At 38.7% G+C, this 24,091-nt stretch carries 21 protein-coding genes and 1 riboswitch; of the genes, 16 read left to right on the forward strand and 5 right to left on the reverse strand.

What is annotated here, in order from left to right; genetic code table 11:
* Positions 1 to 27 precede the first annotated feature (27 nt).
* From pdhA to Gferi_RS24915, 6 genes are all read left to right on the forward strand, one after another.
* Positions 28 to 1,014 (forward strand): pyruvate dehydrogenase (acetyl-transferring) E1 component subunit alpha, encoded by a 987-nt coding sequence (gene pdhA, locus Gferi_RS24890; protein WP_330389511.1) that lies wholly within the window; start codon positions 28 to 30, stop codon positions 1,012 to 1,014.
* Positions 1,011 to 2,003, forward strand: a complete 993-nt coding sequence (locus Gferi_RS24895) for an alpha-ketoacid dehydrogenase subunit beta (RefSeq protein WP_069980811.1) — start codon at positions 1,011 to 1,013, stop codon at positions 2,001 to 2,003. Before pdhA ends, Gferi_RS24895 begins: the two co-directional genes overlap by 4 nt.
* A gap of 47 nt (positions 2,004 to 2,050) precedes the next feature.
* Positions 2,051 to 3,046: an ATP-NAD kinase family protein gene (locus tag Gferi_RS24900; RefSeq protein ID WP_069980812.1), complete on the forward strand. Its 996-nt coding sequence runs from the start codon at positions 2,051 to 2,053 to the stop codon at positions 3,044 to 3,046.
* A gap of 57 nt (positions 3,047 to 3,103) precedes the next feature.
* Complete coding sequence (locus Gferi_RS24905; RefSeq protein WP_069980813.1) at positions 3,104 to 4,411, forward strand: dihydrolipoamide acetyltransferase family protein; 1,308 nt, start codon at positions 3,104 to 3,106, stop codon at positions 4,409 to 4,411.
* Positions 4,412 to 4,434: 23 nt separating this feature from the next.
* Positions 4,435 to 5,823, forward strand: coding sequence for a dihydrolipoyl dehydrogenase (gene lpdA / locus Gferi_RS24910; RefSeq protein ID WP_069980814.1), 1,389 nt, complete (start codon positions 4,435 to 4,437; stop codon positions 5,821 to 5,823).
* Positions 5,824 to 6,132: 309 nt separating this feature from the next.
* Complete coding sequence (locus tag Gferi_RS24915; protein ID WP_069980815.1) at positions 6,133 to 6,774, forward strand: PocR ligand-binding domain-containing protein; 642 nt, start codon at positions 6,133 to 6,135, stop codon at positions 6,772 to 6,774.
* Positions 6,775 to 7,005: 231 nt separating this feature from the next.
* Here the strand turns inward: Gferi_RS24915 and Gferi_RS24925 are convergent, their stop codons facing one another.
* Both Gferi_RS24925 and Gferi_RS24930 read right to left on the reverse strand, forming a co-directional pair.
* Positions 7,006 to 8,238, reverse strand: a complete 1,233-nt coding sequence (locus Gferi_RS24925; protein WP_069980817.1) for a sensor histidine kinase — start codon at positions 8,236 to 8,238, stop codon at positions 7,006 to 7,008.
* Positions 8,222 to 8,950 carry a response regulator transcription factor gene (locus tag Gferi_RS24930; protein WP_330389512.1) on the reverse strand — a complete coding sequence of 243 codons (729 nt, stop codon included), beginning with the start codon at positions 8,948 to 8,950 and terminating at the stop codon, positions 8,222 to 8,224. Before Gferi_RS24930 ends, Gferi_RS24925 begins: the two co-directional genes overlap by 17 nt.
* A gap of 257 nt (positions 8,951 to 9,207) precedes the next feature.
* Between Gferi_RS24930 and Gferi_RS24935 the strand changes: the two genes are divergently transcribed.
* Positions 9,208 to 10,479, forward strand: a complete 1,272-nt coding sequence (locus tag Gferi_RS24935; RefSeq protein WP_169833032.1) for an efflux RND transporter periplasmic adaptor subunit — start codon at positions 9,208 to 9,210, stop codon at positions 10,477 to 10,479.
* 32 nt (positions 10,480 to 10,511) lie between these two features.
* Entirely contained in the window at positions 10,512 to 13,658 is a 3,147-nt protein-coding gene (locus Gferi_RS24940) for an efflux RND transporter permease subunit (protein WP_069980818.1), read from the forward strand.
* Between the two features lie 150 nt (positions 13,659 to 13,808).
* Here the strand turns inward: Gferi_RS24940 and Gferi_RS24945 are convergent, their stop codons facing one another.
* Positions 13,809 to 14,447 (reverse strand): hypothetical protein, encoded by a 639-nt coding sequence (locus Gferi_RS24945; RefSeq protein WP_069980819.1) that lies wholly within the window; start codon positions 14,445 to 14,447, stop codon positions 13,809 to 13,811.
* A gap of 517 nt (positions 14,448 to 14,964) precedes the next feature.
* Here Gferi_RS24945 and Gferi_RS24950 point away from each other — a divergent pair.
* From Gferi_RS24950 to Gferi_RS24975, 6 genes are all read left to right on the forward strand, one after another.
* Complete coding sequence (locus Gferi_RS24950) at positions 14,965 to 15,807, forward strand: hypothetical protein (RefSeq protein ID WP_156782481.1); 843 nt, start codon at positions 14,965 to 14,967, stop codon at positions 15,805 to 15,807.
* Positions 15,808 to 18,033, forward strand: a complete 2,226-nt coding sequence (locus Gferi_RS24955) for a DUF3160 domain-containing protein (RefSeq protein ID WP_069980821.1) — start codon at positions 15,808 to 15,810, stop codon at positions 18,031 to 18,033.
* An 11-nt stretch (positions 18,034 to 18,044) separates the two neighbouring features.
* Positions 18,045 to 19,070, forward strand: a complete 1,026-nt coding sequence (locus Gferi_RS24960; RefSeq protein ID WP_169833033.1) for a CapA family protein — start codon at positions 18,045 to 18,047, stop codon at positions 19,068 to 19,070.
* A 263-nt stretch (positions 19,071 to 19,333) separates the two neighbouring features.
* Positions 19,334 to 19,990 (forward strand): class I SAM-dependent methyltransferase, encoded by a 657-nt coding sequence (locus Gferi_RS24965; protein ID WP_069980823.1) that lies wholly within the window; start codon positions 19,334 to 19,336, stop codon positions 19,988 to 19,990.
* A 171-nt stretch (positions 19,991 to 20,161) separates the two neighbouring features.
* Positions 20,162 to 20,656, forward strand: coding sequence for a PH domain-containing protein (locus Gferi_RS24970; protein ID WP_069980824.1), 495 nt, complete (start codon positions 20,162 to 20,164; stop codon positions 20,654 to 20,656).
* 47 nt (positions 20,657 to 20,703) lie between these two features.
* Entirely contained in the window at positions 20,704 to 21,093 is a 390-nt protein-coding gene (locus Gferi_RS24975) for an iron chaperone (RefSeq protein WP_069980825.1), read from the forward strand.
* A 51-nt stretch (positions 21,094 to 21,144) separates the two neighbouring features.
* Here Gferi_RS24975 and Gferi_RS24980 read toward each other — a convergent pair whose 3' ends face one another.
* Both Gferi_RS24980 and Gferi_RS24985 read right to left on the reverse strand, forming a co-directional pair.
* Positions 21,145 to 21,384, reverse strand: coding sequence for an MTH865 family protein (locus Gferi_RS24980; protein WP_069980826.1), 240 nt, complete (start codon positions 21,382 to 21,384; stop codon positions 21,145 to 21,147).
* 90 nt (positions 21,385 to 21,474) lie between these two features.
* Positions 21,475 to 22,161, reverse strand: coding sequence for a Crp/Fnr family transcriptional regulator (locus Gferi_RS24985; RefSeq protein WP_069980827.1), 687 nt, complete (start codon positions 22,159 to 22,161; stop codon positions 21,475 to 21,477).
* A gap of 299 nt (positions 22,162 to 22,460) precedes the next feature.
* On the opposite strand from Gferi_RS24985, the gene Gferi_RS24990 reads away from it, so the two are divergent.
* Together Gferi_RS24990 and Gferi_RS24995 are read left to right on the forward strand one after the other, a co-directional pair.
* Positions 22,461 to 23,027, forward strand: coding sequence for a bifunctional transcriptional activator/DNA repair enzyme AdaA (locus Gferi_RS24990; RefSeq protein ID WP_069980828.1), 567 nt, complete (start codon positions 22,461 to 22,463; stop codon positions 23,025 to 23,027).
* A 2-nt stretch (positions 23,028 to 23,029) separates the two neighbouring features.
* Complete coding sequence (locus tag Gferi_RS24995; protein WP_069980829.1) at positions 23,030 to 23,494, forward strand: methylated-DNA--[protein]-cysteine S-methyltransferase; 465 nt, start codon at positions 23,030 to 23,032, stop codon at positions 23,492 to 23,494.
* A 323-nt stretch (positions 23,495 to 23,817) separates the two neighbouring features.
* Positions 23,818 to 23,936, forward strand: a riboswitch (SAM riboswitch).
* Positions 23,937 to 24,091 lie beyond the last annotated feature (155 nt).

Below are 24,091 nucleotides of genomic sequence, written 5' to 3' on the forward strand. Positions count from 1 at the left end.
ATCATGAAATAATAGGGAGGGAATCATGTGAGTTTATCTAATGGAAAGATTAGGGAAATGCTTATTCAAATGCTCAAAATAAGAAAGTTTGAAGAAAAGGCTATGCGGCTTTTTGCTGAGGGGCAAATTCCGGGATTCGTACACTTGTATATTGGAGAGGAAGCCGTTGCAACGGGAGTCTGTGCAAATTTATCCGATGAAGATTATATTACCAGTACCCATAGGGGCCACGGTCATATTCTTGCAAAAGGCGGAGATTTAAAAGAAATGATGGCAGAGCTTTTTGGAAAAGAAACCGGTTATTGCAAGGGAAAAGGTGGATCCATGCATATAGCGGATGCAACGAAAGGCATCCTAGGTGCAAACGGAATCGTAGGTGCAGGCCATAATATCGCAGTAGGTGCGGGGATAACAGCGCAATACAAGGGAACGGATCAAGTTTGTGCTTGCTTTTTTGGTGATGCTTCAACCAATCAGAGCACTTTCCATGAAGCATTAAACCTAGCAAGCATCTGGAAGCTTCCAGTGGTTTTTGTTTGCGAAAACAACCTGTACGGAATTTCCATGAGCCAATCCAGGCATCAAGCCATACAAGATATATCTGACAGAGCGGCTGCCTATAATATGCCTGGTATTACTGTTGACGGTAATGATGTTTTTGCTGTCTATGAAGCAGCAAATGAAGCCATAAAGAGGGCAAGAAGCGGACAAGGGCCAACGCTGATAGAGTGCAAAACCTACAGGCATCGGGGACATTTTGAAGGGGATGCTACCGGTTACAGATCTAATGATGAATTGGAAGAATGGTTAAAAAAAGACCCCATTAGCAGATTAGAGAAATATATGCTGGACCATAAGACTGTGACTGCAGAAGAATTGGAGACGTTAAAAAGGGAAGTGGATCAACAAATTGCAGATGCAGTAGAATTTGCCAATAAGAGTCCTTATCCTTCGCTGGAATCAGCAGTTGAAGATATTTATACCGATATCGTAGAGGAGGTTCGAGCCAGATGAGAACAATGACATATGGAGAAGCCATTAGAGAAGGTATGAGAATTGCCATGAAAGAAGATCCAAATGTGTTCATCATGGGAGAAGACGTAGGTGCCTTTGGCGGTTGTTTTGGTGTAACTGCGGGACTCTATGAAGAGTTTGGAGAAAAAAGAATAAGGGATACACCTATATCCGAAGGTGTTATTATTGGGGGTGCAGTGGGAGCTGCTGCTACTGGCCTTCGGCCTATAGCGGAGCTAATGTTTATTGATTTTCTAACCGTGGGAATGGATCAAATCGTAAATCAGGCGGCAAAGATGAGATATATGTTTGGCGGAAAAATTACTGTGCCGATGGTTGTAAGGCTGCCGGCTGGCGGCGGTGTTCAGGCAGCAGCACAACACTCTCAATCCCTTGAGGCATGGCTGACCCATGTTCCCGGATTAAAAGTTGTGTATCCCTCCACGCCTCAAGATGCATTGGGACTTATGTTAACTGCTATTAAAGATGACAATCCGGTTATGTATATAGAGCATAAGGCAATGTATGCTTTAAAAGGTGAAGTAGAGGAAAACGCAGCGCCTATTCCTTTTGGCGTAGCGGATATAAAAAGAGAAGGTTCTGATGTCACCGTAATTGCCTATGGAAAAATGCTTCACGAAGCTTTAAAAGCTGCAGAAGCGCTTGCGAAAGAAGGAATAGAAGTTGAAGTAGTAGATCCAAGAACATTATATCCACTGGATCAGGAGACTATTTTTAGTTCCATTGAAAAAACAAATAAGGTAGTAATAGCTACAGAAGAGAACAAGCGGGGCGGCTATGCCGGGGAAATTGCAGCTTTGATTGCAGAAAAATGCTTTGACTATCTAGATGCTCCTGTTGTTAGAATTGGAGCACTAAATACCCCGATACCCTTTACTGCTTGCCTTGAGAACTATGTGCTTCCTAATTATGTAGATATTGTGAATGGTGTAAAGAGTATTACGGTTACATCAAATTGTGCAGTTTAATTTAAAAGGGGTAGCCAAAGAGGTTATCCCTTTAAAAGGGTGATAAAATGTCAAGCATAGGAATCATTGCCAATCCAGCATCCGGTAAAGACATACGGAGACTGGTTTCCCACGCAACCGTTATTGATAATCATGAAAAAGTAAATATCGTTGAGCGGATTATTTTGGGAGCCCAGCAGTGTGGAGTGCAAAGCATATACATCATGCCGGATACCTTTAACATAGGCTATAGGGCCATAGATAATTTGTGCTATTCAAAGGAATTGACAAGCAAGGTGGAAATTTTGCCCATGAAGCTTAATGCAAATTTGCATGATACCGTATATGCTGCAAAAATGATGGAGGAAATGAAGGTCGGTTGTATGGTTGTACTTGGTGGTGACGGTACCAACAGGGCTGTTGCAAAAACAATAACGAGTACACCGTTGATCAGTATATCAACAGGAACAAACAATGTTTATCCGGAGATGCTGGAAGGTACTGTGGCGGGTATGGCTGCTGCAGTAACTGCTTCAGGAAAATATGCTAAAGGGGACATCTGTAAAAGGGATAAGAAAATAGAGATCTATAAGAATCAAGGGTTTATGGATATTGCATTAATTGATGCAGTAATATCCAAGAATCTGTTCGTCGGATCTAAAGCAATATGGAATATAGAAGATATTATGAAAATCATTGTATCCAAAGCCCATCCTGCAACCATAGGATTTTCTGCTATTGTAGGATGCAAAACAATCATAAGGGACGAAGATGATTTTGGTGCATCCGTCGATTTGACAGAAGAGCAGTATACCATTATAGCTCCAGTGGCAGCAGGGCTAATAAAGGAAATTCATATGGGTGAACATGAAATTCTAACGCTCAACCAGGAATATGCCTGTATAACAAAATCAGGTGGAATCATTGCTGTTGACGGTGAAAGAGAAATACCTTTTGAAAAAAATGATCAAATAAGCTTTAAAATTACCAGGGGCGGACCTTTCCGTGTAAACATCAGAAAGGCTTTGGAAGATGCACAAGCAGGCGGATTCTTTAAGCGATAAAATATAGATTGATTTTCATGAATGCGGAAGTAGTTATTGTATGAAGGAGGACTTGAAATGGCACATGTTGTAACAATGCCGAAATTAGGTTTAACGATGAAAGAAGGGAAATTAACCAAATGGCATAAGAAGGAAGGAGATCCGGTCAATGCAGGAGAAGCGCTATTTGATGTTGCGACCGATAAACTTACCAATGAAGTGCAAGCAGTTGAAAGCGGGATATTAAGAAAAGTATTGGCAGCAGAGTGGGAGGTTATAGAATGCTTAAAGCCCGTAGCCATTATCGCTGGGGCAGATGAAGATATTACCCATTTGTTAGGGGATTCGGATCAAAAAGCCAATGAGAATAATAAAAGGGTGAATAACGATGGAGTGATGGAAAAGATTACGGCAGATAAGCCTAAAGATGGGGGCCGAATAAAAGTCTCTCCTGTAGCAAAAAAAATGGCTGAGGAAAACAATATTGATCTAAGCCTTGTAAGGGCAACAGGGCCTAATGGAAGAATTACACTGGAAGATGTGGAAAATTACATGAAAAATCTATCAAAGGAACCCAAAGCTTCACCCATGGCAGCGAAAATTGCAGATGCTTTAAATGTGGATTTAAAGGAGATAAAAAAAGATTCGAGAATCATGAAAGAAGATGTATATCATTATTTAAAGGACAAAGCGGTAACAGCTTCGGAAGAACCGGGTGAAAGAAGAGTTCCAATGAGTCAGATGAGACAGGTAATTGCCGGCAGAATGTCCGATAGCTGGAGCATTTCTCCCGTTGTGACTTATGACATAAAAGTAGATGTTACAAGACTGAATGAAATAAGAAATCAGTTAAAGGATATATGCAAAGTTACCTTTACAGATTTATTGATTAAAATCATTGCAACTGCCTTGTTAGAATTTCCTTATATCAATAGCCGCATTGATAATAATGAAATATGTATACGCAACTATGCCAATATAGGTGTTGCCGTTGCCCTAGAGGGTGGGCTTGTGGTACCTGTTGTAAAATATGCCAATACAAAAGGATTAAAACAAATTTCTGAAGAGGTAAAAACACTGGCACAAAAAGCGAGAGATAATGAATTAAGTCAGGATGATGTGACGGGAGGAACCTTTACCATAACCAATCTTGGAATGTATGGTATAGAATCCTTCTCACCCATTATTAATCAACCGGAAGTCGCTATACTGGGAGTCAATGCAGTTACGGAAACACCTGTTGTGGAAAATGGGGAAATTATGATTAAGCCACTGATGAATTTAAGCCTTACAGCAGATCACAGGGTCGTTGACGGTGCAGTAGCTGCACAGTTCTTGGCAAAAGTAAAAGCCTGTGTAGAAAAGCCGGCGATGTTGTTTTTATAAAACCGTTTATGGGAGGTACAAAAATGAGAGTTCTCGTCATAGGAGGAGGTCCCGGAGGATATGTAGCAGCCATCAGAGCGGCACAATTGGGAGCAGATGTAACCCTTGTGGAAAAAAAATATATTGGTGGGACTTGTTTAAACGTTGGCTGCATACCTACAAAAGTACTGCTGCATACTGCAGAATTATACCGTATGCTGCAAAATGAATCAGAAGGACTGGGAATGAAAATTGAAAAGCTCAGTATCGAGTGGGCAAAAGTTCAAAACAGGAAAAAGGCAGTGGTGAATCAATTGGTTGGTGGCGTGAATATGCTCCTGCAATCCAACAAAATAAAAGTTGTAATGGGTGAAGCATTCTTTGTGAATGCAAATCAAATCCGTGTGAAAGCGAAAGCGGGTAAAGAGATAACCATAGACTTTGAGTATGCAATTGTGGCTACAGGCTCCACACCACTGATTGTTCCAATACCTGGTGTGGAGCATGATGGCGTTATAACAAGCGATGAAGCCCTTTCACTTGATGAAATTCCCGAGCGTATGCTGATTATAGGCGGTGGGGTAATCGGAAGTGAATTTGCCAGCGTCTATAGTAGTATGGGAGCAAAGGTTACAATGGTCGAGGCCCTTCCCCATATCGTTGCTACAATGGACCCGGAGGTGACAGGTTACCTCGTGGAAGAATTAAAACATTCCGGCGTAGACATATATACAGATACGAAAGTAGAAAGCATTGAAAAAACAAAAGCGGGGCTGAAGGTAAACACCCTGTCAAAAGAAGGAAAGAAATCATTTGAAGTAGAAAAGGTGCTCTTATCGGTAGGAAGAAAACCGGTCACCAAAGGCTTGGGATTAGAGAAAATCGGCGTCAAGCTGGAAGGGGAAAGAATTGTAACCAATAAAAAATTCCAAACAAGTATGCACAACATCTATGCGGTAGGAGATTGCAGAGGAAAAATCATGCTGGCCCATGTGGCTTCTGCTGAAGGCATTGTTGCAGTAGAAGCTATAATGGGGAAAACATCAAAAATTGATTTTAGAACCATTCCCTATGCAGTGTATACAAAACCTGAACTGGCGTCAGTTGGAATGACTGAGGAACAGGCAAAACAGCAAGGTTATCAAGTTAAGACAGGTAAATTTCCCCTATATGCAAATGGAAAATCCCTTATTATGGGAGAACCCAATGGGATGGTGAAGTATGTAGTAGACGGAAAAACAGATGAAGTGCTGGGTCTGCATATGGCGGGACCGAGAGCAACGGAGTTAATTGTGGAAGGAGCATTGGCTTTGAGATTAGAGGCTACCGTTGATGAGATTATAACAACGATACACGCACATCCTACCGTTGGAGAATCTCTTCATGAGGCAGGTCACGCTGTGCATAATAACGCCATTCATTTGCCCAAGTAGACTTTGTGGCAAATACGTATCACAATAATAAATATACGGAAAAAAAGAAAACGACAGAAAGATTCTATGTTTTTAAAAATAGAACTTCAGCAGGTATGATGAATTATCAGTGCTGGAGTTCTATTTTTCATTATATTAAAGAGAGCAAATAACCGGATAAAGCCTTTGTGTTAATATTTCTTTATTGAATTATGGGCAGGAAATTTAACTGTTGTGGAGAATAATGAAAAGAGGAGCCAGTAGCATAAAGGCATAGGATAGCTGGAATAGGCAATTATTTATAATACTTCTATGTAGAGGAGGTTTTACATGGAACATAAGTTTGTTGATCTCGTAGATATTGCTAAAATTCAGGAACTAACAAATCTTTTCTATAAAGCAACAGGGATTCTCACTGCAATACTGGATCTTGAAGGAAATATTTTGACGGCATCAGGTTGGAGAGCAGTTTGCACTAAATTTCACCGGGTGAATATAAAATCAAAAAGCAGTTGTATTGAAAGTGACACAAAAATTAATCATCTGCTACGAAATGGAAATAAATATACTATTTATAAGTGTAAAAATGGATTGGTTGACGCTGTAGCCCCTGTGTTTCTTCAAGGAAAACATGTGGCCAATGTATTTACAGGGCAGATATTATTTCATAAGCCCAATCTGGATTTTTTTATAAAACAGGCTAGAGAATTCGGCTTTGATGAATCCGATTATTTAAAAGCTGTGTTGGAAGTCCCCATAATAGAGGAAGACCGATTGGAGCATATTATGAATTATCTTTGCAGCTTTGCAGAAATTTTAGGTGAAATGGGACTGAAAGAAGTAAAACATCTGGAGTCACAAGCAAAAATTCAAGCGGCAAATGAAGAATTGGAAGCCTCCCAGAAGATATTAATAGCTACCTTAGAGGAGTTAAGGGATCAATATGATAAGCTGCAGGAAAAGGTTATCTAGCAAGAATCTCTGCTGGACTGAAGGGATTGCAACAATTTGCTGATTGAGGCAATGACGGGGGATAGAATGACTGTTTCGCCGCCACTATTAAAAACCACGACAGAAATGCCGTGGTTTTTGCATTGTCAAAATCAGTGTTATATCTGTTGAATGCTGTTATGAATAATTTTATTTTTTTAGTATATTTACGAAAATGAAAAGTATTATTGGCTTTACGCGGTGCTTGGAGAATCAACTAAGACATCTGCTTTCTATAGGAAAAACTACTGTAAACTCTGTTCCTTTGTCTACTTCACTCATAACGTGGATGCTTCCCTTATGTTCATCCACGATACATTTGGCAATCGCCAACCCCAGCCCTGAACCGCCATGGCTCCTTGAGCGAGATTGATCCACCCGATAGAACCTGTCAAAAATTCTGTTGAGATGTTCCCTGGGAATTCCTTCACCGGAATCTTTGATTGACAATTGGAATGTGTTCATACCAACTTCCAATTGTAATTCGATTTTCCCTCCGCTGCTCGTATACTTTATTGCATTATCTAATAATATGGTTATAAGCTGCTTTATTCGAAACTCATTCCCAAGTAGCGTAACATCATCCTGATTATGTAAAACTAAACGGATACCTTTTTTTTGAGCAAGTGGCATAAATGTATCACTTGTTTTATATAGCAAGCTGCTTAAATCAAAAGGTTCTTTAGACAGTTCCTCTCCCTCAGCATCGGATCTTGCTAAAAACAATAAATCGTTGACCAGCTGCTTTAGGCGATCCAACTCGCTTTGAACGTTGGTAAGCCATTTATGTTGACTGCCCACGGTTTCGGTTTCGTTTTCCATTATTATTTCCAAATTGGAAGTTACAACTGCAAGAGGAGTCCGGAGTTCGTGGGAGGCATCTGCTACAAAGGTATTCTGCCGTTCCCATGAAATTTTAACCGGTTTTATCGCTTTATTGGCAAGAAAAAGACTTATAAAGAAAACCAGTGTCAAACTGATTAACCCAATACATATAGAAATAGTAAGAAGCCATCTAAAAACATTTTCTTCCCCGCTATTATCAAGAAATACTACAATAGATCCATATTCCTTCGAAACCTTTAGGAAATGCAACCGATAATTGTTAGTTGCTATAGTACCCGTAGAAATTCCTTTATTTAGTACAATTTCTTTCAATTCTCCAACGTCTTCTTTTGGAACACGAAGCTCTGAAGAATAGGTGATAATTTCTCCAGATGCATTTATCTTGATAAAAAAGCTTCCTAAAAGTATCCTGCGTGCATCGGGTGCACCAAACGGCGGCAGCACACGCTCTTCCTCTGCGATGGTACTCATCAACATATATGCTTGCTTCTGCATGCCTTGCTTCATCAAGAGGTATATCCCGGAAAAAATCATGAGCAAGATAATGGTTAACGCAATGACATTGATCATGATCAGTCTGATTTTAAGCTTCTGAAACATGGGAATAGACCTCCTTGATGCAATAGCCGCTTCCCCGGATCGTTTCAATAACGAGGCTGCAGCCTGATAATACAAGTTTCTTTCTAAGATAAGAGAGATATACTTCAATGTTATTCAGCTCTACATCCGATTGAAAGCCCCAAATTCTCTCCAATATTTGTTCCTTTGCAACCACCCTGTTTTTATTTTTAGCAAGTATTTCAAATATCTGTGACTCTTTTGATGAGAGTTTTGTGATCTTGCCGTTCATATGTATTTCGCCTTTTAAGGAATTGAAGACTATATTTCCGATTTTTATTACCTCGTTTACGATGGTTTCTGTTTGCCGCCTTCCTAAAGCCCTTATTCTTGCCAGCAATTCATTCTTTGAGAAAGGCTTTATCAAATAATCGTCCGCGCCGCTATCCAACCCTTCAACCCGGTCTTTGATTGTATCCTTTGCAGTTAATATAAGGACCGGTGTTGTAATCCCTTGCTTTCTTAATGCTTTTAGAACATCAAGTCCTTCAGCACCGGGCAGCATCCGATCAAGGATAATAACATTGTAAATTCCCGTTTCAGCCATTTCCAGGCCTGTTACTCCGTCAAAAGCAGCATCAACAATATAATTATTTTTTTTCAAAGTATATACTAGGGCTTCCGAAAGACGCACTTCATCTTCAACAAGCAATATTCTCATTTTTTCACCGCTTTCCTTATTCCATAATTTCATTATACATTGCCAACCTTAAGAATAGCTTAATAAGTTTTAACAAATTTTTTATTATTTTTTTAAGGAAAGATTAAGGTTATTCACTTAATATAAATGAATGAACAATTTCAATCAAGGAGGGGAAGCGCATAACTGTGGCGATCCATTGATCTATGAAACCTGAAAAGAAGATAAAGGTAAACAATAATGCATTAAATTAAAATGAAGTATTTTTTACAAGACAACAATGCATGAATATATTTATAGGAGGATTAGTTATGAAAGCTATTAAAAACAAGAGGTCTATTTTTTTGATTATTGCAGCCATTGTTGTAGTTGCAATTGTTCTATTAGGTGCTGCAAAAAATAAAAAACTCGAGGCGGGGAATATAGAAAGTGCAGAACTCTCTGTCAGTGTTGAAGCTAAGGAAATCAGTCCCGAAGCGATTGAACAATACGTTAATGTGTCTTCAAAGGTGACTGCAAATAATGAAATAACTGTGATGCCTAAAGTAAGCGGTACGGTAAAAAAGGTATATGTTAATCTTGGGGATACGGTAAAGGCGGGCGATGTTCTGTTTGAAATAGATGATACGAATCTGCGTCTCCAGGTAGAGCAGGCAGAAGCTGCTCTTTCTGCAGCCCAAGCCAGTTATGCTATAAATGCAGACGTAAGTCTCGAGAATCAGATCATACAGCAGCAAGCTTCCGTCGATTCATATGAAATCCAATATAGAGATCTGTTGAAGGACCTTGAAAATACCAAAGTCTTATATGAGCATGGGGCAGTATCAAAGCAGACACTTGATAATTTGCAGTCTAGTACAGATAAAATGAAGCTGCAGCTTGACACTGCAAGGGAGAATTTGAGGCTGATTCAAGAAAAGACTGTGCAGGCAACAAAAAAATCCGGGCAGGCATCTATCGCCCAGGCGCAGGTATCACTGGAAAGTGCACAGACCCAATTGGCATACACCAAGGTGAAAGCAGAAATTGGCGGAGTAATTAGTGCAAACAATGTAACGGTAGGGGCCACTGTTTCCACCCAAAGTCCAGCCATGACCATTGTAAATACTGATAAGCTGAAGTTTTCCTTTAATATTGCAGATGATTACATAAACAAGGTTTCTATCGGCTCAAAGGTATATATTACAATATCAGCAGCATCGGAGACACCTTATGAAGGCACTGTTACTTATATTTCTCCGGCAGCAGACAGCACGACAATGCTGTATCCGGTAGAAATCTATATTGATAATAGGGATAATAACATAAAGTCGGGTATGTTTGCATCGCTGAAGCTCGTTGTAGATAAAAGAGAAAATACCGTTTCCGTTCCATTGAACGCCGTAATTGAAAGAGGCAATGAGAAGTTTGTTTATATCGTTGATGAAAGTAATATTGCACATAAAAAAATTGTTGAAACAGGAATTAAAAATGATGTCAATATAGAAATCGTAACGGGCGTTAAAAATGGTGAACGGGTAGTTGTGAAGGGCCAAACTTTTATTTCTGATGGAAGTACTGTGAATGTTACGGCCAGAAATTGAAATTCTTAATAGATAGAAAGGACTGATGCAAAATGGATTTCACAAAAATTTCGATCAAAAGGCCCGTAACAGTATTTGTAGTGATGATGATTGTGCTGATTTTGGGTGTTGTTTCCATAAGCAAAATGCAGATGGCATTGACGCCTGACGTAGATTTCCCTGTTGCACTTATTATGACAGAATATTCAGGGGCAGGTCCGGAGGAGATAGAAAACCTCGTTACGGAAATTATTGAAGGAGCGGTGGCAAATGTAGAAAATATAGATACGATTTCATCCACATCTTCAGAGGGAGTATCGATAGTAATCGCTAGATTCAACTATGGAGTAGATCTGGATAATGCCATAAACGCCATTCGTGACAAATTGGGCATGGTAGATAGAATGCTTCCGGATGGAGCCAGCTCGCCTACAATCTTGAAAATGGATATGAACTCAAGACCTGTGGCAGAGATCGTTATTTCATCAGACAGTATGGATAAAGAGGCATTAAAAGCATTTGCAGAAGATACAATACAGCCCCGTATTGAAAGACAGCCTGGAGTTGCTTCTGTAGATGTCACCGGCGGCTATGAAAAAGAAATCAGAATTGAAATTGATCCTGAAAGGTTGGAAGGACTCGGACTTACCATAGCGAACATTGGACAAATACTTGCTGCAGAGAATACAAACCAATCGGGAGGAACGATAGAATATGGTGAGAATTCCCTTACCGTAAGCAGCAAATTGAAAATGGAAAGTATTGAGGATGTAAAAGCGACGCCCATCAAGCTTTCCAGCGGCACGGTCCTTCGACTGCAGGATATTGCCAGAATAACAGAAACGAATAAAAAAATTGAGTCCATCAGCCGGTATAATGGGGAGGAGAGTATCAATCTTTCGGTAACAAAGGCCAGTGACGGAAATACGGTTACCACAGTAAATGCAGTTAAAAAAGAAGTCGAAAAAATATCAAAAGCATACAGTAATATTCATATAGATATTGTAAATGAGTCGGGAAGTGATATTGAAAACTCTATAAACAATGTAATAAGCAATATTATTATTGGTGCAATACTTTCTATTGCGACACTTTTCATTTTCTTGAAAAATGTGGGTTTAACAGGAATTATTGCCGTTTCTATGCCGTTGTCCATCATTGGTACCTTTGTTTTACTTTACTTTTCTGGAACAACACTGAATATGATTTCTCTGGGAGGTCTTTCAATCGGGGTCGGCATGCTTGTAGACAACTCGGTTGTAGTACTGGAAAACATATACAGGTACAGGACTGCAGAAGGTTTTAATAAAATAACGGGAACCTACAGAGGGACAAAAGAAGTTGCACTGGCGGTAGCGGCATCAACCCTTACAACAATAGCCGTTTTTATACCCTTTATCTTTACAAGCGGTTTGGTATTGGAGATGATGATGGATCTTGCCCTGGCAGTAGTTTTCTCCCTCGTGATGTCCCTAGGGGTTGCTGTTACAGTTGTTCCTATGTTGAGCGCAAATTATGTAAATAACATACATAGGAATAGGGCGCCGAAACCCCTTAATTTTATAAATAAACTACTGGATTTATTTGATAGATTCATCAAGAAATTGGATCATTTATACCAAAAATCCCTCAGATGGGCCTTGAGTCATAAAAAGAAGACCTTGCTGGCAATTGTCGGTATTTTTGTAGCTTCCCTTTTCCTGATGCCTTTTATTGGCATGGAACTAATGCCTGCTTCCGATGAAGGAACTTTTACAGTTACGGTGGAGGCGCCAAAGGGGAGTAAGCTGGAGGCTGTAAATGAACTTTCCCTGAAGGCTGAAGAAATACTGGAGAAGATACCGGAAATGAAAACAATGACCGTTTCCATCTCTGGCGCATCAGGCGGTATGGGTGCATTGATGGGAGGGGGAAGTGAAAAGAGTTCAATCAGTGTTAAACTGGTGGATAAAACAGAAAGAAGCAAGAGTGTGGAACAAATTATGGAAGAGATCAGAAATCTTACAAAGGGTATTGCAGGGGCAAAAATTACAGTTTCTGCTTCTTCAAACATGGGCTCGATGGCAGGGGGCGGCGTCACCGTAGAAATCAAGGGTGAAGATCTGGATACGATGAAGGAAATCAGTGATGAAATTGAGCGCCAGATGACCGATATAGAAGGCGTAAGACAGATAACAAGCTCTCTGAAGGAACAGGATCAGCAGGTTGCCCTTAAAATAGACAAGGACAAGATCCGGCAGTATGGACTTACCGGCTCACAGGTAGCTTCACAAGTCAAGCAAATTATTTCCGGATATACTGCAACCACTTTAAAGGTAGACGGATCAGAAATGGATATAAAGATTGTCTACCCGGAAAAATTTGTGACAACGCTGACGAATCTTGGCGATATCACAATCAGCACAGGCACAGGAACATATATTCCCCTTTCATCCGTTGCGGAGATCATGATGGATGAAGTACCATCCTCTATCAGCAGGTCTGACCAGACCCGTTATGTAACGGTTACTTGCGATGTTTTTGGCCGCCCATCCGGTACCGTAGGAAATGAAATACAGAATCGAATCAATCAAATGACCTTCCCCGACGGATATTCGGTAGGCCTTGGCGGAACCAATGAAATGATGAATGAAACCTTTAGTTCCCTTTTTCTTGTGATCATTCTGGCGGTAATACTGGTATACCTGGTTATGGCGGCGCAGTTTGAGTCGTTGATAAATCCATTTATCATCATGTTTACCATACCTTTGGCCTTTACGGGTGCCATCCTGCTGCTCTTTATAACGGGACAGTCGCTCAGCATGATGGCCTTGATCGGTTGCCTGGTATTGGTAGGGATTGTTGTAAACAATGGGATTGTGCTTGTAGACTATATCAATACCTTGCGGGAAAGAGACGGATACGGTCTGGAGGAAGCTGCCCTGAAGGCTTGTCCTACAAGACTTCGTCCGATCCTTATGACGGCAATGACTACGATCTTGGGACAGTTCCCGATCATACTTTCTAATGGTTCAAACAGCGAAATGCTGAAGAGTATGGGCTTGGTTATTGCAGGTGGACTGACCGCATCGACATTTCTTACCTTGTTCTTCGTGCCGCTGCTTTATATTTATTTTGACAAGATAGCAAATAAAATAAGAAAAATATTAAGGCTCAAACCCAAAATGAATCGATTGGAGGTTGAACAAGGGTTAAATTAAAGCATGAAGGATACTTCGGCAAATAAACCGGAGCTATGTGATAAAAGAGCTTTTAAATGACAGATTCAGGATTTATTTCATCAGCAGTACAACAATATAAATGCAATAAAAAAATCTAAGAAGGAGAAAATAAACCCTTCTTAGATTTTTTTATTTTACCATGAAAGTTGAGTATTGAAGTCTTATCATATGCCATTCTCCATCTTCATATTTCCATAGAGAATCCATCTCAGTAATAGTGTTCCCATTGCAGGAGCCGATAATTTGCTGATAACCGTGAATTTCATAAGTACTGTCTCCATTATAATCCATAGGCTTTAGCCTTGAAATGGGCATAATATAGGGTGTTGTTTTTGATAATAGCTTTCCATCTTTATCATAAATGCCTAAGCCGATATATGAATCTTTGTTTGAACTTAAATCCAAATAGACCGTTTTGCCTAAACTGATAAACTCTATCTCTGCCAAAAATCCATCCATATATTTTCCGTCGATGATTGTACTATAGTTATTTTTCTGCTTCAACATACCTGTAATATTATTTTGGCCGTTAAGCTTGCCGCCACGCAAAAGGGTGTGACCGGCTGTGTTGTCTCGTGTAATATCTGCGGATGGATAATTAATAATGCAAGTGTTTTCAGGAGTGCCCAGATTTACATTTGAAAGTTTATTTTCAATCGGGTATGCACCTTCATATGCCTGGACCTGCATTAAACCGGATGTTCCCAGTGCAAAAGCACCGGCCACCAAAAATGCAGCAATTGTTTTTGAGATCTTGCCACTGCGCATTACATGCTTCCTCCCCGGCATCAATTCTATATTATCCATTTTATAGCGTATTAAAGGATAAATCGTTACAAAGGGGTTACAAAATCCTATTATTTTAATGAGAGGTACAGCGCTGAATTTTGGGGGGAGGTTCTAATGTCCCTCGATTTTAATTTTATTCGAAAGAAAAAAATATTTGCCTCACTCATTACAAGCACCTGATTCTTTTTTGAGTGTAAGAAATGTCGAATAATGCGATAAAAACTTAAAGGATATGGTTGTTTACTCTCGAATACTGGAAATCATTAGAATTTGTTTGCAATTAACAAAATTAAATTACTTCGTAAAAAATTATGGATGATTGCTTTATAAAAAACATAATAGAGATGAAGTATGCTTATGTAGAGAGGGTGGTTGTATTCATAGAAAGACTCTAGTATTCATAATGGTTTTCATAATAGCTTCTTGCTCCCTTTGTCTCATGACAATGAAAGTAAATTTTCCCGCTGTAACTACAATTGATGACGGATCTTTTTTTATGCTCAAATTATTTCCATTCCATATTGTGGGTGCAGCATCAGGCGGGAGGCATCAAATACTGGATATTTCCTTGAACAGAAAAGTAGATCTGAAGACATTAAAATTAAAAGAGCAAAGATTTATTGTCTATTTCAAGGAAAAGAAACTTTTTATATTATCATCAAAGGGTGAGATTCTGGAAAGTTACCAGCTTGTAGGGGAAAATCGGAATATTATTAGCAGTTACATAGATGATCTAAAGAATGATGGTTATGACAATATATTCTTGGTTGCCGGTGAAAAAGGTGCAGAATTTGGGGATACATTGATTATCCTAAGTTTTGATGGAGGAACAATCAAAGAAGTGCACAATCAATCCTTTCAAGTCCTTAATCCATGGAAGGTTCAAACCTGCAATGTAGATGGAGATGATGAAAAGGAAATTTCTTTAGGCGTTTATAAGGAAACTCAATTGCATCCGGTGATGGCTAAAAGACCATTTATCTATGAATGGCAGGAGGGTATGCTGGTTCCAAAATGGAGGGGTTCCAGATTATCCAGGCCTTTTACCGATTATATTTTTTCAGATATGGACGGAAGCGGCAGTGACGAATTAATTGCTATTGAAATTTTGGAAAATGGGGAAAAAGTTCTCCATGCCTATAAATGGAAAGGCTTTGGCTTCGAGGGTATAGGGGAATCTTCAAATTATGCGGATATAAAAGAAATCAAAAAATCAGAAGCAGATAATAACGGGAAGCTTTATGCCTTGGTTAAGGAAAGAGACGAAGAAAAGTGGTATTCTTTCTGTTTAAAAGAAGAAAAGATAGAAATTTTGAAAGAAAACGGGGAGGGAAAATAAATGAGTTTTAACCGAAAAGGTTCCTTAAGGATATTAAGTTTTTTATTAGTTATTATGATATTAGGATCTATAATGGGCTGCAGCAAGGAAAAGGAAGGCAGCTATCAGAAAGAGGCTATAGAGAATCCCTTACAAAAGGAATCTATAACAGCTTTTACCGGGGAAAGAAACCGTAGAACGGTTGATGTGCCCTATGAACCGGTAAAATTTACGACACAGGTGAAACCCTATCAGGTAAAAGAAGATCTGTCTAATATCGTAAATCTGAACCAGTTTGGGGAATTTACTCCAGAACAGCAGCAGTTAATTGCCAAAAATGGTTTCGTAGTTGTGCCTTCCAAAGAAGAGCAGTTGTTTTATATATATGAAAATAATGAATATAAGAAGCTCCCTTCTTTTATTACTACCGATTCAGTTCTGCAGGTCTATCATGTATTTTTTGATTATTCCCTCCGAACATTGGAAAGTGAAAAACTGTTAGGAATTTTAGAAGAACTAACAGAAAGTATGTACAAAAAGTCGCTGATGCTTTACGGCGAGGTTACGGACCAAGAACTCAAGAATGTCCTTATAAAAAACATGGCTTTTTTTGCTGTTGGACTGCAGACACTGGAAAAACCTCTGCCTGTTGATCTGCCAGCTCAAGCTAGAAAAATAGCAGTAGAGGAATATCAACTGATTCAAGGGGAGCAGGGATATGCTCTGTCTGCAATTTTCCCTTATGATTTGGATTATAGTCAGTATAAGCCCCGGGGGCATTACACACGCAGTAAAGATCTTGAAAGGTTTTTTAGAACAATGATGTGGTATGGTCAGGCACCCTTTCCCTTATATAAAGATGCAGAGGGAACCGACAGAAATGTTGAACAGACTCTACAAGCGCTGTTGCTTACCTATAGCCTCTTTATGGAGAATGGAGGGACACCAGATGTAACGAGATGGGAAAATATCTATGATCCTACAGTGTTTTATGTAGGGAATACAGATGATTTAAATATTTATCATTATTTAGATTTAATTCTGAAGATATATGGTAAAGATTTTGATTTAAATGAGCTGAACCATCCTGAAAAACTGGATGCGGTGTATCAAGAAGCTCAAAAACTGCCAGAGCCTAAAATAAAGGCTAAATACACCTCCGTAACTACTCCCGTGGGCAAACAATTTCGCTTAATGGGCCAAAGATACATCCCTGATTCGGAAGCTATACAGGAACTGACTGAGCCTATAGAAAGGCCTATTCCCTCAGGATTGGACGTTATGGCAGTGTTAGGGTCACAGCGGGCTTATGATCTGGCCGTTAAGGAGCTGGAAGCTATTGAAAAGTGGCCGGGTTATGAAAAAGCCTACAAAAAGTATAAAGAAGAATTTTCACGTTTACCAGACAAAACCTGGCGCTCCAATATGTATTACGGATGGCTGTGGGTTGTTAAAAGTCTCTTAAAACCCTTTGATCAAGGATATCCTTCCTTTATGACCAACCAAGCCTGGGCAGATAAATCCCTAAGTACAGCATTGAGCAGCTGGGCAGAGCTTCGGCATGATACGATCCTTTACGGCAAACAAAGCGGTGCAGAGTGCGGAGGTGGGGAGGAACCGCCCCAAGTGAGAGGTTATGTAGAGCCTAATATTGAAGTTTATGAGAAACTTTTATGGCTGACCCGGTATTCTAGGGCTAACTTGCAGGAAAGGAATATTTTAACGGGTAGTTTAGAAAGTAAAATGCAGCGGTTTGAGGATCTATTGCAGTTTCTTATTAATTGTTCGATAAAACAGCTGCGTAATGAAGAATTGGCTGCAGATGAATATTATCAGCTGTTAACCTATGGAGGCATGCTGGAATATCTAACCAGCTCCTTTGCCGGTGATGATGGAATGCGGTGGTTTGAAATTACTTCTGATACAGATAAAAACATGGCGGTTATTGCCGATATCCATACGATTGCTCCGAATGCTTTTAGTCCTGGAGGTTACTTTCATGTGGCTGTAGGACCTGCTCATGAAATTTATGTGGTAGTTCCTATTGGGGAAGAACTGCAGTTGACGCGCGGAGCGGTATTTAGCTATTATGAATTTGATGCCACAGAGCGATTCAATGATGAACAGTGGCAGAAGATGCTAAAAGAAAATAAGGCTCCTGGTCAGCCTGGTTGGTTGAGAAGCTTTATAAATGGAGCAGAGAAAGACATTCCATTACCAGCGAATCCTTTTAGTTCCGGATGCTAATAGGCAAGGTGATGAAGAAAATTCTAATGATCTTCTGTTTTTGCTTGAGTGTATCAGCCTTATCGTTGATTAGATGGAATAACAACCAGGACATAACACTTGTAGCTGCTGGAGATATTCTGATGGATAGAGGCGTAAGGAGGTGTATGGAGAAATATGGCTACAATTATCCTTATCTCAGCGTGCAGGAATACTTTCAAAAAGGGGATCTCTCTTTTGCCAATTTAGAGAGTCCCTTGACCTCAGGAGGTAGTGCTGTATTAAAGGACAGGGCATTAATCTTCAAAGGAGATATTGAAAATGGCAGTTTTTTAAAAAATGCAGGATTTAACATATTGAATTTAGCCAATAACCATACTCTAGATTATGGTCCGGAGGGCTTAATGGATACATTACAGATATTAAAGGAAAATGGAATACGGACTCTGGGAGCCGGACTTAACGCGCAGGAAGCCAGGCAGCCTGTCTTTACAAATATCAAAGGTGTCACCATTGGTTTCTTAGGATATTCACAGTTTCCTCCAGAAGGCTATTTGCATTTTTCTGATAGGCCGGAAGTGGCGCGAATAGATCCAAAGCTTATGCCGGCAGAAATCAGTAAAGCCAAAGAAAGTTGCGACTTTTTAGTGGTTTCTTTTCATTGGGGTAAAGAATATGATTTCTATCCCAGTGAACTTCAAAGAACATTAGCCCGCCTTGCGGTGGATAGCGGAGCAGACCTGATCTTAGGACATCATCCTCATCTCCTGCAGGGGATAGAGCAATACCAGGGAAAACTAATTTTTTACAGTCTAGGTAATTTTGTCTTTGATCGACAGGTACCCTATGGAACGGATGAAACGGTTATGCTTCGTGTAAAGATAAGCAAAGGGCAGTGGCAGGAGGCTACCCTCATTCCTGTCAAGATAATAGACTGTCAGCCTACTCCGGTAGACGATGCGGATGGGGAACGAATACTCAAACGCCTGCAAAAATATTCAGAAGGCTATAACAGTACCATGGTTATTCGAGATGGAAAAGGCCTGATTTTTCCCTAGAAGCGAATCCTATTCAAATGGAGATGCTCTTGCTTGATTTCTTTATTTGAATAGGATTCGCGGTAACTTAAGCTGAACATTATAAAGTTTTTTACATGGATTTTCTAGAATCCTTTGACTCTCTTTTACGCTGCTTATCTAAACCTAAATACCTTTCCTTTGGGTACAAAAGGCAAATTACGGCCCTTAGGCATCAAAAATGCATCGTCTTGTATTATTGGCAAAGATAGAGTAAAACTTAGTATTTTAAATTGGAGGCAGTTATGAAAGACAGGATGATCGAAAGTTTTAACAGAATAGCCTTGCTTGAAGACAAGTGGGATCATAACCAGAGGTATTCAAAACTTTTATTGAAAGAGATTGGCGCCGGACTAGAAAAGGTTTTGGATATAGGCTGTGGAACAGGAGAATTTACTAAAAAAATAGCAATAAGGGCTAAGGAAGTTGTTGGGATAGACATCGCTCCCCAAATGATAATAGAAGCACAAAAAAGACATCCCGCTGAAAATATAAAATATGTGCTGCAAGATTTTGATAACCTAGATGATCATCTACAATATGACTGCATCGTAAGTATTGCGACCTTTCATCATTTGTCATTAGATACTGCCCTGCCTAAGATCAAAGGGATGTTAAAACCGGGCGGGATTCTCATCGTTCTTGATTTGTACGAGAGAAGGGGCATATTAGATTTATTGCTTGATGTTATTGCAGTTCCAACAAACCTTATAATAAAAAGAATCATGAATAGTTCAAGAAGAATCAACCGTGAAGAAATTGACGCATGGAATGAACATAGCCGTCTTGATAAATATATGACGATAAAAGATATAAAGCGAATTTATTGCAGGTATCTAGGGGAAAAGGTGAGGATTCGAAGACTTGTTTACTGGAGGTATCTTGCGGTATATAAAAAATGAAGAAAAGAAGTACTTAAGTTCAATACACTGCATTCATAGGGAAAACGGATGTGTTGCCATACGATTTGCCGCCCGGCCATTTGTTACGAATGATGGACAAATATACCAAATATATATATAATTTACTGTAAAATAGTAAATGTATGTTAATAAATTGAAGGGAGACAGAAGATGGATTACCAAATGACAGAAAAAAATACTGGCTGCAGACCTTCTGCAATTGGATGCGGTGTCATTGTCCTAATCATGGCTGTGATTGTAATTTGCCTTTTAATTTGGATAGGAGGATTGGGAGAAAGCGGTGTGAGAATGGCTAACGAAATGGAAGATTATGCACTAGAGTATATTGAAAAACATGATATACTAAATGGTACGGAGGAAATTATAGCTTACTATGATGCTACCTTTACCTTAGATGGAACTGAAGCGGCGATTCTTACCGATGAAAGAGTGATATACCATAAAAATGGACAGTCAACTGCCATTGCGTTAAAGGATGTTGTAGACGTTAAACACAGATTTGATAAAACCAATGGTGATATTATTGAGATAGTAAGTAATAATGGAAAGATCATGAAAATAGAAATCGATCCGTCGGATTCAGGAGAATCATTTTACAATGCACTTATTGCGATATTAAAAAATAAAGGCATTACCCTAAATTGATTCGAAAGTAAAACAGGAGCCTTTGCTTTTGATTGAAAGGAGAAGTCATGGAAGGAAATAAACAGGTATTTAGATCAATCGATGAATACATTCTTCAGTTTTCACCTGCAGTTCAGGAGAAACTCAATGGGTTAAGAAAACTTATAAAAGAATCGGCACCTGATGCAGAAGAAAAAATTAGCTGGCAAATGCCAACTTTTGTTTTCCATGGAAATTTGGTGCACTTTGCAGCGCATAAAAAACATATAGGTTTTTATCCTGGCGCTAGTGGAATTGATGCTTTCAAAGATAAATTATCGCAGTATAAAGGATCAAAAGGAGCCGTTCAATTTCCTTTAGATGAACCGCTGCCTGATGAATTAATAAAGGAAATAGTTAGATTTAGAGTTGCTGAAAATAAAACTGAAGCAGAAAAGAAGCTTAAAAAAAAGAAATAAAAGTTTCAAGCAGGAGGCAGATAAAATAATTACCGCCTCCTGCTTAATTTCTTAAAGTCCTGCACGGCTTACAATCGTTTCAGCTACATTCTCGGCACTTTGAAATGGAAAATCATCTGCTTTAAGGAGTTTGCCAGCATCACCGGCTGTGACTTTTAAGTCGCCTGCCTGACATGTTGTATCTGCGCCTAATGGAAATGCTGCCAGCAGCGCTTCTGGAGAACTGATTGGAAAACAAGCATCTTTTAATGCCCCAATAATCTGAGATTTAATCGTTTCACGTACATTCATAAATAGCCACTTCCTTTCAATTTATTTATGTACATGTTAACACATACCAATTTTGGTTTCTGTAAAGTATTTTACAAAATAATAATTTTTTTATAAATTTGTAATGTTCCATTTAACCAAAGATTCATCTTTAATAATATAATGTCTTTTATGAACAAGGATTTTACCTTCCGCTTTCAATGCCTTTATAGTATTGGTTACCATTACCCTGGATGCATTTGTAAGATGTGCAATATCCTCATGACTTAAGTATATATCTAATTTGATACCTTCTGGAGTATTACTGCCATATTTTTTACCTAAACGCATAAGCATAGTTAAAACTCTATTCTTTACATCACAGAATGCCATAGTAACCATTGTATCGGTATAATTATTTAACTTATCTGTTAGCGATTTGATGATTTTGATTGAAATATCAGGGTTTGAAAGAAGGTTAGAGAAATCACTTTTAAAACATCTGCAGACAAAGGCATCTTCTATGGCCTTCGCGCTAAATGTATGACACAGGTCATCAAAAATTGTATTTTCTCCGATGATATCGCCTTCCTCTAGAATGTCTAGGATAATTTTCTTACCGTCCTCAGAAACTTTAAAAAGAAGTATACGGCCAGAACGTATGAGATATATGGTATCGGATTTTTCGCCCTCGGAAAACACTATTTCATCTTTTAAGTAATTTTTTCCTTGTGCAAGCTTAAGAATCTTTTGCTTTTCCATATCATTAAGGGGTTGAAACAAATCCATATCTTTCATACATTTTATATTTTTTTTCATGTAGTTCTCACCTCTTTTTAAATAATTAGCACCTGTACGCAATGATGCATTACTTATACTATTTTATTAAATGTGCTAAAATCCTTCTTTTATAAGATTAAATTTTGCCAATACATTTTTCAATAGATAGATTTCTATTAAGTTAAAATTACTTGATGAAATTTAGGAAGATTTATCGCTGTATTTTTTATAAAATAGGTTATATAGGATAGTAGTGCCGTGAGAGGTAATCATGAAACAAGGTTATGCACCAGGTTGTGCATCGATGATCTAGATACGCACCAATGAGGAGAAAATCAATGAAAGATTCTAAAGAAATTTCTGAAAATGAAAAATGGCAAGCGGTGATTAGCTGTATTGACAGCTATGATGGACTGTTTTTCTATGGTGTAAAAACAACGGGGATTTTCTGCCGTCCTTCATGTAGAGCAAAACCTCCTATTCGTGAAAATACAGTATTCTTTGATCGCCCAGCAGCGGCGATCAAGGCAGGATTTCGACCCTGTAAAAAATGCCGCCCGGATCAAGTTGTTTTTCAACCGGATTTAGATCTGGTAAAAAAAGCTAAAGAATTTCTGGATACAAATTATAATCAGTCAATAGACTCAAAATACATCATAAAAGAACTAGGGGTCAGTATAAATCATTTAGCAAGACTGTTTAAGCAACATACGGGCTTTACCATTACGGAATATTTGGCAAAGGTAAGAGTAGATAAAGCGATAGAACTGCTTGGACTGTCAGATGAAAAAATTATTGATATTGCATACATGACGGGCTTTAAAAGTTTATCTAATTTTTATAAATGCTTTAAAGCGCTGACCCGGTGTACCCCGAATGCGTATAAAAAAGGAAGAGGTGATTGATAATGCCCATTTATATTTATAAAACACCTATCGGCAGAATTGGTATTGCTGAAAAAGATGGAAGTGTCACCAATTTGTATTTTGAAAATGATGAACTACCACAAGATATAGAAACCTGTGAAACACCTATATTGAAAGAAGCCGCAGGACAGCTTAGAAGTTATCTTTCAGGTGAACTTCAAGTATTTTCAATACCGTTGACCCCTTTTGGGACAGACTTCATGAAGCGGGTTTGGGCATGTCTATATGAAATACCCTATGGTGAAACAGTATCCTACAAAGAGATTGCCGTGAAAATAGGTTCACCAAATGCTGCCCGAGCTGTCGGCCTTGCTAACCACCGCAATCCTATTCCCATATTTATTCCCTGTCATCGTGTGATCGGTACCAGTGGATCACTTACAGGCTATCGTGGTGGACTCAAACTAAAAAAGCAATTGCTTGATATGGAGGCATCTATGTTCTAAATATCAAGGATGGAACGATTTAAAATTGCGCATCAACTGCTATTATATCTCTATTTTCGATTGTCTGAATGACTAAATATTCTTAAAGAAAATTCTTTTTATAGATGTGTGACGAATCTAAAATAAGCGGAAAGACATATAGATATGCCCCTACAATGTAAATTAAATAAATTAGGATTCTCAGTCACAGAACTGTAAAGCTATCAGATCAAAAAGTTTTGTATATAGAATAAGATTAATTGACAAATTGTACAAAATAGATTAAGATTAGTTTAATATTTTTTCATATGATTACCGATTCGTGATATAAAACTGAATAGAAGATCTCATCAAGAGAAACAGAGGGACTGGCCCGAAGAAGTTTCAGCAACCTTCAAATTTATTATTTGAAAAGGTGCTAACTCCAGCACTAGCATATCAATTGCCTAGTGATAGATGAGAGAGGAAATTGATTTTATGATTAAAACACCTCTTTCATTGTTAAGTGGTGTTTTTTTATTGCAGAAAATAAGTTCTTAGATTTTTAAAACTATGTTTTTGATAGTGTTCTATATGAAATTATTATTTAGCATACAAGAATAATTAAATGAACCAATT

Source organism: Geosporobacter ferrireducens, from assembly GCF_001750685.1.
Taxonomy (GTDB): Bacteria; Bacillota; Clostridia; order Peptostreptococcales; family Thermotaleaceae; genus Geosporobacter; species Geosporobacter ferrireducens.